The 10,149-nt window shown below is 73.3% G+C and carries 9 protein-coding genes; 7 read left to right on the top strand and 2 right to left on the bottom strand.

The genetic code is table 11. The features are described 5' to 3' along the window. Positions 1–125: 125 nt before the first annotated feature. Positions 126–1,340, top strand: coding sequence for a hypothetical protein (locus ACFW2Y_RS31650; RefSeq protein ID WP_384885944.1), 1,215 nt, complete (start codon positions 126–128; stop codon positions 1,338–1,340). 84 nt (positions 1,341–1,424) lie between these two features. Here ACFW2Y_RS31650 and ACFW2Y_RS31645 read toward each other — a convergent pair whose 3' ends face one another. Beyond that, a complete protein-coding gene (locus ACFW2Y_RS31645; RefSeq protein ID WP_384885942.1) occupies positions 1,425–2,702 on the bottom strand; it encodes a glycosyltransferase 87 family protein in 1,278 nt (425 codons plus the stop codon). 84 nt (positions 2,703–2,786) lie between these two features. Between ACFW2Y_RS31645 and ACFW2Y_RS31640 the strand changes: the two genes are divergently transcribed. Further along, entirely contained in the window at positions 2,787–3,929 is a 1,143-nt protein-coding gene (locus tag ACFW2Y_RS31640; protein ID WP_384885940.1) for a glycosyltransferase family 4 protein, read from the top strand. A 55-nt stretch (positions 3,930–3,984) separates the two neighbouring features. Here the strand turns inward: ACFW2Y_RS31640 and ACFW2Y_RS31635 are convergent, their stop codons facing one another. Then, positions 3,985–5,781 (bottom strand): AMP-dependent synthetase/ligase, encoded by a 1,797-nt coding sequence (locus ACFW2Y_RS31635; protein ID WP_384885938.1) that lies wholly within the window; start codon positions 5,779–5,781, stop codon positions 3,985–3,987. A 255-nt stretch (positions 5,782–6,036) separates the two neighbouring features. On the opposite strand from ACFW2Y_RS31635, the gene ACFW2Y_RS31630 reads away from it, so the two are divergent. The 5 genes from ACFW2Y_RS31630 to ACFW2Y_RS31610 all read left to right on the top strand — a co-directional run bounded on the left by ACFW2Y_RS31630 (position 6,037) and on the right by ACFW2Y_RS31610 (position 10,110). After that, positions 6,037–6,804 (top strand): metallophosphoesterase, encoded by a 768-nt coding sequence (locus ACFW2Y_RS31630; RefSeq protein ID WP_384885937.1) that lies wholly within the window; start codon positions 6,037–6,039, stop codon positions 6,802–6,804. A gap of 90 nt (positions 6,805–6,894) precedes the next feature. Beyond that, on the top strand, positions 6,895–7,335 hold the full coding sequence (locus tag ACFW2Y_RS31625) for an SRPBCC family protein (RefSeq protein ID WP_384885935.1): 441 nt from the start codon (positions 6,895–6,897) through the stop codon (positions 7,333–7,335). Positions 7,336–7,486: 151 nt separating this feature from the next. Next, positions 7,487–8,620, top strand: coding sequence for an ArsA-related P-loop ATPase (locus tag ACFW2Y_RS31620; RefSeq protein ID WP_384885933.1), 1,134 nt, complete (start codon positions 7,487–7,489; stop codon positions 8,618–8,620). A gap of 42 nt (positions 8,621–8,662) precedes the next feature. Then, positions 8,663–9,103 carry a DUF5304 domain-containing protein gene (locus tag ACFW2Y_RS31615; RefSeq protein WP_384885932.1) on the top strand — a complete coding sequence of 147 codons (441 nt, stop codon included), beginning with the start codon at positions 8,663–8,665 and terminating at the stop codon, positions 9,101–9,103. Positions 9,104–9,168: 65 nt separating this feature from the next. After that, positions 9,169–10,110, top strand: a complete 942-nt coding sequence (locus ACFW2Y_RS31610; RefSeq protein ID WP_384885930.1) for an ROK family glucokinase — start codon at positions 9,169–9,171, stop codon at positions 10,108–10,110. Positions 10,111–10,149: the final 39 nt, after the last annotated feature.

Genomic DNA, 10,149 nt, shown 5'->3' with positions numbered 1-10,149 from the left:
CGGTCCCCCGCGTCTGACGCCTCCGCCGGGCGGGGCGCACCGGTCCGTGCGCACGGACCGGCGCGGGCCCGTCACGCACCCGGACGTCGGTTTCCTTTCCCCCGGCGCCCCGTACGATCGAGGGCGTGGCAGGCCAGGGAAGTGCAGCGGCGCGCGGCACCGCCGCCTGTCTGCTGGCCGCTGCGCTCGCCCTCGGCGGGTGCGCCGCCCCCGGGCCCGCCGGTCCGACCCCCGGGGAGGTCCAGGCCCTGCTCGACCGGCACGCGCGGGCCCTGCTCGACCGGGATGAGGCCGGCTACCTCGCGGACCTGGATCCCGCGCTCCTACCGGCCGCGCGGACCGAGTTCGACCGGCTCGCGAAGGTTCCCCTGAGCGGCTGGAGCTACCGGGTCACCGACGTCGACCGCACCGGCGAGGGACGGGTGACCGCCGAGGCCGAGCTGGGGTACCGGATCGAGGGCTACGACGCGGGGCCCGCCACCACGGAGCGGGTGCTCGACCTCGTCCGACGGGACGGGCGCTGGTACGTCACCGGGGACCGGGCCGCCGAGGGCGCCCCGCAGCAGCTGTGGCAGCAGGGAGAGGTCACCGCGGTGACCGGTCGGCACAGCCTCGTCCTCGGAGTGGGGCAGAGCACCGAGCGGTTGCAGGAGATCGCCGCGGCGGCGGACCGGGCGGTGCCCGCGGTCCAGGGCGCCTGGAGCGGGGACTGGGCGGGCCGGATCGTGGTCGTCGTGCCCGAGTCGATCGAGGCGATGGGGCGGCTGCTCGGCGGACCGGCGGCCTCCTACCGGGGCATCGCGGCCGTCACGACCGGCCGGCTGGACGGCGGTCCACCGGCGCCGGCGGACCGGGTGACCGTGAACCCGGACGCGTACGCGGTGCTCGGCGCGTTCGGCAAGCAGTTGGTGCTCACCCACGAGACCACCCACGTCGCGACCCGGGCCCGCACCACGAAGGCCACTCCGGTGTGGCTCTCCGAGGGCTTCGCCGACTGGGTCGCCTACCGGGGAACCGGGCGCACCGCGGCCCAGGCCGCCCCTGAGCTGCGCCGCGCGGTCCTGGCGGGCGAGGTTCCCGCGGGGCTCCCCGACGACGCCGCCTTCGCCTTCGGCAGCGACCAGGAGGCCCTCGCCCGCGCCTACGAGGGCGGTTGGCTGGCCTGCGAGCTGATCGCCGACCGCTGGGGCGAGGAGGAGCTGACCGCGTTCTACCGGGCGGTGGGCGAACACCCGGGCCGGGACGGTGCGGTGGAGAAGGCCCTCCGGGAGGTCCTCGACACCACGCCGGAGGACTTCACCGCCGACTGGCGGACGTATCTGCAGCAGCGGCTGGGGTAGCCCTCCCGGGCCCCTCTCCCCGGCCCTCCGGCACGGGTCGGGACCCGTGCCCGTGCCCGTTCCTGGGGCGTGCCGCCCGTGTCCTCAGCGCGTGCCCGTCAGGGTCCCCACAGGCTCCGTCCGGGTCGCCTGGGCGGGGATGGAGACGGTGACGGCGGCCGGTGCCTCCGTCACCGTGTGCCGCCACAGGATCCGGCAGGCGATCACCGTGGCGGCGAGCAGCATGCCGTTCCGGGTGAACAGCACCGCCATGCCCAGCGGGTCGCTCCGCGTCACGTGCGAGAACCACACCGGGAACTCGAACTGCGTCAGCGCCGTCGCCCACAGCACCAGGTGGGCGGGGAGCCGCATCCGGCTCGACCGGTAGGCGAGGCACACCGCGGCCAGACCGACCAGCCACAACAGGTACTGGGGGGAGAGCACCCGGCTCGTCGTCGTGAACAGCAACACCGCCACGAAGGCCGCGTCCGCCACGGTCGACGAGGCGAAGCGGCGCGCCCGGACCCGCCACAGCAGCAGCCAGCCGAAGGCGGCGACCGTCAGCAGCAACGCCGCCGTCGACACCGCGGACACGTACGGGCCGAGGAATTCGATCGAGCCGTAGTTCATCCGCGCCTCGCCCTCCCAGCCGAAGTGCCGGGCGACGTGGAAGACCGTCGAGCCCAGCGACTCCACCTCCGTCCCGCGGTCGCGCTGGAAGGTGAGGAAGGCCAGTGCCCCCGGCATCCACAGCACGCAGAGCAGGAGCACCGCGGCTCCGGCCCCCGCCGCCGCCGACCAGGAGCGGAAGGTCGCCCGCCCCTTCGGGGTGCCTGCGAGGAGCAGCGCCGGCCACACCTTGAGGACCGCGCCGAAGCCGGCCAGCGCGCCGAGCACGCGCGGGCTGCGGACCGCCGCGAGCAGCCCCGCCACCGCGACGGCGGTGACCATCACGTCGTACCGGGCGTACGCGGTCGGGCCCAGCAGCGGAACGCTGGCGAGCCAGAACCAGGCGCCCCGCATCGAGCGGCCCGCGCGGCGGCCGGTGTGGACGAGCAGCCCGAAGACGAGGGCGTCGCAGAGGAAGGCGAGGACGAAGAAGGCGCTCGCGTAGTCCAGGAACGGCAGCAGGGCGGGGGAGAGGATCGCCAGCGCGGCGGCCGGCGGGTACTGCCAGGTGACGTCGTCCAACGGGTAGGTGCCTGTCCGCAGGACCTCGTACCAGCCCTGGTAGATGTGCGAGACGTCGAAGGTGACGTCCGGGCCGGGCACCACCACGACCTTGAAGACGCAGACCAGCAGGATCACCCGGGTGAGGCCCCAGAGCCCGAGCGGAAGCCGCAGGGCCGTGCGCGACCCGCTTTCCACCGCAGCCGTCGTCACTGTCGTGTCCTCGTCGTGTCGGCCCCGAGCTGCGGGGGGATGGTGGTGCCGGGCGGTGGATGCGATCGCGTACTGTCGGCCACGATGCACAAGACCCTGATCGTAACCAACGACTTCCCGCCGCGTCCCGGCGGAATCCAGGCTTTCCTGCACAACATGGCACTCCGCCTGGATCCCGACCGGATCGTGGTCTACGCCTCCACGTGGAAGCGCAGCCGTGAAGGCGTCGAGGCGACGGCGGCGTTCGACGCCGAGCAGCCGTTCACGGTGGTTCGGGACCGCACCACCATGCTGCTGCCGACCCCTCGGGTCACCGCGCGTGCGACCGCCCTGCTCCGCGAACACGACTGCACGTCCGTGTGGTTCGGCGCAGCCGCGCCGCTCGGCCTGATGGCGCCCGCGCTGCGTCGGGCGGGCGCCCGGCGACTCGTCGCCACCACGCACGGGCACGAGGCGGGCTGGGCCCAGCTCCCCACCGCCAGGCAGCTCCTCCGCCGCATCGGCGAGGGCACCGACACGATCACCTACCTCGGCGAGTACACCCGCTCCCGGATCGCGACCGCCCTCACGCCGGCCGCCGCCGGCCGCATGGTCCAGCTGCCGCCGGGCGTGGACGAGAAGACCTTCCACCCCGACTCGGGCGGTGTCGAGGTGCGCTCCCGCCTCGGGCTCAGCGACCGGCCCGTCGTGGTCTGCGTCTCCCGGCTGGTCCCGCGCAAGGGCCAGGACACCCTGGTCCTGGCCATGCCCGAGATCCTCCGCCGGGTCCCGGACACCGTGCTCCTGATCGTCGGCGGGGGTCCGTACGAGAAGGACCTGCGGCGGCTCGCCACCGAGACCGGCGTGGCCGGCTCCGTGCGCTTCACCGGGGCCGTTCCCTGGTCCGAGCTGCCCGCCCACTACGGCGCGGGCGACGTCTTCGCCATGCCCTGCCGCACCCGGCGCGGCGGGCTGGACGTCGAGGGCCTCGGCATCGTCTACCTGGAGGCCTCCGCCACCGGGCTCCCCGTCGTCGCCGGGGACTCCGGCGGCGCGCCCGACGCCGTCCTCGACGGCGAGACCGGTTGGGTCGTCCGCGGCGAGTCCGCCGCGGAGACGGCCGATCGCGTCGCCACCCTCCTCCTCGACCCGGAGCTCCGCGTCCGCATGGGCGAGCGCGGCCGGGCCTGGGTGGAGGAGAGGTGGCGCTGGGACCTGCTCGCGGAGCGGCTGCGCGCGCTGCTGTAGGACGGGCGGGGGGCCGGGGGCCACCAGATCCCCCCGGTCCCCTCCGCATCCGTCCCTACTTGGCGTAGATCGCCTCGATCTCGTCCGCGAAGTCCTTCGCCACCACGTTCCGCTTCAGCTTCAGGGACGGGGTGATGTGGCCCGCCTCCTCGGTGAACTGGGCGGGGAGGATGCGGAACTTGCGGACCGACTCCGCCTTGGACACCGCGGAGTTGCCGTCGTCGACGGCCCGCTGGACCTCCGCCAGCAGCTCCGCGTCCTCCCGGAGGGACGCCGCCGTCGAACCGGCGGGCTTGCCGTGCTCGGCCGCCCAGCGCCCGAGGAACTCCTCGTCGATCGTGACCAGCGCGCCCACGAACGGACGTCCGTCGCCGACCACCATGCACTCCGCGACGAGCGCGTGCGCCCGGATCCGGTCCTCGATGACGGCCGGGGCGACGTTCTTGCCGCCCGCCGTCACCAGGATCTCCTTCTTCCGGCCGGTGATGGCGAGGTAGCCGTCCTCGTCGAGGGTGCCGATGTCGCCCGTGTGGAACCAGCCGTCGGCGAGCGCCTCGGCCGTCGCCGCCTCGTTGTTCCAGTACCGCGAGAAGATGTGCTCGCCGTGCAGCAGCACCTCGCCGTCGTCGGCGATGCGCACCACCGAGCCCGGCAACGGCTGGCCGACCGTGCCGATCTTCTGCCGGTCCCAGGGGTTGAACGCGGTCGCCGCGCACGATTCCGTCAGGCCGTACCCCTCCAGGACGGTGAAGCCGATGCCCCGGAAGAAGTGGCCGAGCCGCTCGCCCAGCGGCGCGCCGCCCGAGATCGCGTACTCACCGCGACCGCCGAGCACCGCCCGCAGCTTGCTGAAGACCAGCTTGTCGAAGATCTTGTGCTTCAGCCTGAGCCCGAAGGACGGGCCCCGGGGGGTGCCGATCGCCCGGCTGTACGCGATGGCCGTGTGCGCGGCCCGGTCGAAGATCTTGCCCTTGCCGTCGGCCTGCGCCTTGGCCCGTGCCGAGTTGTAGACCTTCTCGAAGACGCGCGGCACGCCCAGGATCAGCGTCGGACGGAACGACGCCAGCTCATCGGTGAGGTTCTTGATGTCCGGGACGCAGCCCAGCCGGATCGGCGCCATCACGGACGCGACCTCGACGAGGCGCCCGAAGACGTGCGCGGCCGGCAGGAAGAGCAGGACCGAGCACTCGCCCGTGCGGAAGAGGGGCTTCAGCCGCTCCACCACGTTCCCGCACTCGGCGAAGAAGGCCCGGTGGGTGAGGACGCAGCCCTTGGGGCGGCCCGTCGTGCCCGAGGTGTAGACGATCGTCGCCGGGTCGTCCGCGTTCGCCGCCGACATCCGGGCGTCGAGGAGCTCGTCGGAGACGTCGCTGCCGTCCGCGGTGAGTCGCGCGACCGCGTCGTCCTCGATCTGCCAGACGCCCTTGAGCTCCGGCAGGTGATCCCGTACGGACTCCACCGCGGCCTGGTGCGCCGCGCTCTCGGCGAGCACCAGGGTCGCGCCCGAGTCGCTGAGGATCCACTGGATCTGCTCCGGCGAGCTCGTCTCGTACACCGGCACGGTCACCGCGCCCGCGCTCCAGATCGCGAAGTCGAGGAGCACCCACTCGTAGCGGGTGCGCGACAGCAGCGCGATCCGGTCGCCCGGCTCCACCCCCGCGGCGATCAGGCCCTTGGCGACCCCGCGGACCTCCGAGAGGAACTGGGTGGCGGTGACGTCGGTCCAGACGCCGTCGACCTTGCGCCCCATCACGGCGACGTCTGGGTGCTGGGAGGCGTTGCGGCGGATGAGATCCGTCAGGTTGCCGTCCGTCGGGACCTCGTAAAGGGCCGGAAGGCTGAACTCGCGCAAGACTGCTGCTCCTCATCGGGCGCCGGCGCCACGGCTCTGTGTGATGCACCGGTGTAGTCCATGATCGGGCAGGTGCTCAGTGGGGGTGAGCACGACTGGACTGCCCGGACGTTACCCACCAGTACATGGTTCCCGATAGGGGGTCCCGGCCAGATGTTCCGTGTGTCACACGTGCGTGACGGTACCGTGCGCACAGTAATCCACGGCTTTCACGACTCCCAAGTAACCGCAGGTGACACCCCCTAAGGTGGGGTCATGCGAGTCCACGTGGTCAGTGATGTGCACGGCAACGCAGGCGACCTCACCCGAGCGGGGGAGGGTGCCGACGCCCTCGTGTGCCTCGGTGACCTGGTGCTCTTCCTCGACTACGCCGACCACAGCCGGGGCATCTTCCCCGACCTCTTCGGCGCCGAGAACGCCACCCGGCTCGTCGAACTCCGCACCGCCCGCCGCTTCGAGGAGGCCCGCGACCTGGGCCGCCGCCTCTGGGCGGGGCTCGACGTCGACCGCGACACCGCCATCGAGGCCGCGGTCCGCCGCCAGTACGCCGAACTCTTCGCCGCCTTCCCCACCCCCACCTACGCCACCTACGGAAACGTCGACATCCCCCGCCTCTGGTCCGAGTACGCGGGCGCCGGCACCACCGTCCTCGACGGCGACCGGATCGAGATCGGGGGCCTCGTCTTCGGTTTCGTCGGAGGCGGCCTGCGCACCCCCATGCGCACCCCGTACGAGATCGCGGACGAGGAGTACGCGGCGAAGGTCGAGGCCCTCGGGGAAGTCGACGTGCTCTGTTCCCACATCCCGCCCGAGGTGCCGGAACTCACCTACGACACGGTGGCCCGCCGCTTCGAGCGCGGCAGCCGGGCCCTCCTCGACGCGATACGCCGGGTCCGGCCCCGCTACGCCCTCTTCGGCCACGTCCACCAGCCACTGGTCCGGCGGATGCGCATCGACTCGACCGAGTGCGTGAACGTCGGCCACTTCGCCTCGACCGGTCGCCCCTTCGCCCTGGAGTGGTGACGGGCCCGCAGCCGCGGCGCGATAGCCTTCCGTCGGCACGCCCGTGCCCCCTTGACTTCCGCCGGACCGCACAGTGGAGGAGCCACCGCGATGGCCGAACACACCAGCTCGAGCATCACCATCGAGGCGGCGCCGACCGACGTCATGGGCGTGATCGCCGACTTCGCCCGCTACCCCGAGTGGACGGGCGAGGTGAAGGAGGCCGAGGTCCTGGCGACCGACGACTCCGGGCGCGCGGAGAAGGTCCGGCTGCTCCTCGACGCCGGCGCGATCAAGGACGACCACACCCTGGCGTACACCTGGACCGGTGCCAACGAGGTCAGCTGGACCCTGGTCAAGTCCCAGATGCTCCGCTCCCTCGACGGTTCCTACCTCCTGAAGCCGCTCGGCGGCGACCGCACCGAGGTCACCTACCAGCTGACCGTCGACGTCAAGATCCCCATGCTTGGCATGATCAAGCGCAAGGCCGAGAAGGTCATCATCGACCGCGCCCTCGCCGGACTGAAGAAGCGCGTCGAATCGGGCGAGTGACCCCCCCGCGCCCGCCCCGTGCCGTGACCGTCGCCCCTCCCCGCGCGGCACGCGTGTCACCACAGTCCCCGCGGGGTCGGGGAGCGGAGCACCGCTCCACCGGGAGCGGTGCCCGCGGTAGGGGAAGGCGAGAGCGGTAACGTTCCCGCACATGCGGATCATTCTTGTCACCGGGACCGGCGGCGCCGGACGCACCACCGTCGCCGCCGCGACCGCCCTCGCCGAGGCGCACGCCGGCCGCCGGGTCCTCCTCGTCTCCGAGGACACCGCCCCGCTCCCGGACGCCGACGGGAAGCTCCAGGTCCTGCGCCCCGAGCCCGCCGCCGACTTCCGCCGCGAGTTCCTGGCCCTCCAGGCCCGCTCCGCTGCCGCCCTCGATCTGCTCGGCACCGCGCCCCTCGAAGAGGCCGAACTCACCGAGCTCCCCGGCAGCCGCCCGTTCGCCCTGCTGCGCGCGCTGCGTGACGCCGCCGACGGGCCGCACGAGCTCGCCGTCGTGGACCTCCCCCCGCTCCGCGAGGCCCTGGCCCTCCTCGCCCTCCCCGGTCAGCTCCGCCGCTACCTGGGCCGTCTCCTGCCCCCCGAACGGCAGGCGGCCCGCGCCCTGCGCCCGATGCTCGCCCAGCTCGCCGGCGTCCCCATGCCCGCACAGTGGTTGTACGAGACGACCGCCCGCTGGGAGGCGGAGCTCGCCGCCGTCCAGGCCGTCATCGAGGCCCCCTCCACCACCGTCCGCCTCGTCCTCGAACCCGGCCCCGGCGCCGACCCCGCCCTGCGCACCGCCCGGCTCGGCCTCGCCGTCCAGCGCCTCGGACTCGACGCCGTGGTGGCCAACCGAATCCTCCCCGCCGGCTCCGAGGACCCCTGGCTCGCCGGACTCACCGTCGAACAGCACCGGCACCTGGCAGGGCTCCGCACCGCCGTCGGCGGGCTGGACGAGCTCCCGCACCTCGGCCGCGCCCCCCGGGGAGCAGAGGACCTCGCCCTGCTCGCCCCCGCCCGTCCCGACGCGCTCCCCACCCCGGTACCGGAGTGGACCGTGGAGGACCGGCGCGAGGAGGACGGCGTCCTCGTCTGGCACGTCCCGCTGCCCGGAGCCGTCAAGGAGGAGCTGTCCCTCGTCCGCCGCGGTGACGAACTGCTCCTGTCGGTCGGCCCGTTCCGCCGCGCCGTCCCCTTGCCCGGGGCCCTGCGCCGCTGCACCGTCACCGGCGCCGGGCTCGTCGAGGGCGACCTCCGGGTGCGCTTCACGCCCGACCCCGGACTCTGGCCCCGCACCTCCTGAGTCCGTGTACCGTCGAAGTACGCAGCCACGGAGGAGTACGCCATGAGCGATTCGGACGCCTGGGCCGAGGCGTGCGCCGAGGACCTGAAGGCGGAGCAGGCGCGCCGCCGGGCCCAGGGAGCGGCGGAGCCCGGCTCGCCCGCGGAAGAATTCCGCAGGCTCTTCGAGGCGGTGGCCGACAAGGTTTCCGACGGCCTCGGACACCCGCTCCTCGGCGGCCAGGCCGCGCAGACCGTGCAGCAGTTCGTCAACCAGGCGAAGGCCGCCGTCGAGCCCGTCATCGAGCGCAACCCACAGGTCTTCGAGCACCTCGCCGCCGCGGGCGGCGAACTCCTCGCCGCCTACCGGTCCGCCGTCGAAGCACACGAGAGCCGCTGGACCCGCGGCGAAGCGGTCCCCGAGGACGACCCGCGCCGCGACGCGGACCGACCCCACGGAGACGACGAAGGGCCGGGAACCGGCCAGCACATCGACCTGGACTGACCGGGACGACGCCTCCCCTCGGGTACGGTGGGCTTAGCGGGGCTCGACCGAAAACTGAGGGACACATGGGACTCACCATCGGCGTCGACATCGGCGGCACGAAGATCGCGGCCGGCGTGGTCGACGAGGAGGGCAACATCCTCGACACGCACAAGGTGCCCACCCCGCCGACCCCCGAGGGCATCGTCGACGCCATCTGCGCGGCGGTCTCCGAGGCCGGCAAGGGCCACCAGATCGAGGCCGTCGGCATCGGTGCCGCGGGATACGTCGACGACAAGCGCGCCACCGTCCTCTTCGCGCCCAACATCGACTGGCGGCACGAGCCGCTCAAGGACAAGGTCGAGCAGCGGGTCGGCCTGCCCGTCGTCGTCGAGAACGACGCCAACGCCGCGGCCTGGGGCGAGTACCGCTTCGGCGCCGGCCAGGGCCACGAGGACGTCATCTGCATCACCCTCGGCACCGGCCTCGGCGGCGGCATCATCATCGGCAACAAGCTGCGTCGCGGACGCTTCGGAGTGGCCGCCGAGTTCGGCCACATCCGAGTCGTCCCGGACGGTCTGCTGTGCGGCTGCGGCAGCCAGGGCTGCTGGGAGCAGTACGCCTCCGGGCGGGCGCTCGTGCGGTACGCCCGGCAGCGTGCGAACGCCACTCCGGAGCGCGCGGAGGTGCTCCTCGGCCTCGGTGACGGCACCCCGGAGGGCATCGAGGGCAAGCACGTCAGCCAGGCCGCCCGCGCGGGTGACCCGGTGGCCGTCGACTCCTTCCGCGAGCTGGCCCGTTGGGCCGGCGCCGGCCTTGCCGACCTGGCCTCGCTCTTCGACCCCTCGGCGTTCATCGTCGGCGGCGGCGTCTCCGACGAGGGGGACCTCGTCCTCGACCCGATCCGCAAGTCCTTCCGACGCTGGCTGATCGGCGGCCAGTGGCGTCCGCACGCACAGGTCCTCGCGGCCCAGCTCGGCAACAAGGCCGGCCTGGTCGGTGCCGCGGACCTCGCCCGCCAGGGCTGAGACCCTGACGAGCTCGCACGACGACCGCCCGCCGCGTCC

It is taken from the genome of Streptomyces sp. NPDC058877, assembly GCF_042742855.1.
GTDB lineage: Bacteria > Actinomycetota > Actinomycetes > Streptomycetales > Streptomycetaceae > Streptomyces.
This window is presented reverse-complemented; position numbering and strand designations above follow the sequence as displayed.

Excerpts from the sequence above, each read along its gene's own strand:
- ACFW2Y_RS31625 (WP_384885935.1), top strand. The coding sequence starts at position 6,895 with ATGGCCGAACACACCAGCTCGAGCATCACCATCGAGGCGGCGCCGACC.
- ACFW2Y_RS31620 (WP_384885933.1), top strand. The coding sequence starts at position 7,487 with ATGCGGATCATTCTTGTCACCGGGACCGGCGGCGCCGGACGCACCACC.
- ACFW2Y_RS31640 (WP_384885940.1), top strand. The coding sequence starts at position 2,787 with ATGCACAAGACCCTGATCGTAACCAACGACTTCCCGCCGCGTCCCGGC.
- ACFW2Y_RS31630 (WP_384885937.1), top strand. The coding sequence starts at position 6,037 with ATGCGAGTCCACGTGGTCAGTGATGTGCACGGCAACGCAGGCGACCTC.
- ACFW2Y_RS31610 (WP_384885930.1), top strand. The coding sequence starts at position 9,169 with ATGGGACTCACCATCGGCGTCGACATCGGCGGCACGAAGATCGCGGCC.
- ACFW2Y_RS31615 (WP_384885932.1), top strand. The coding sequence starts at position 8,663 with ATGAGCGATTCGGACGCCTGGGCCGAGGCGTGCGCCGAGGACCTGAAG.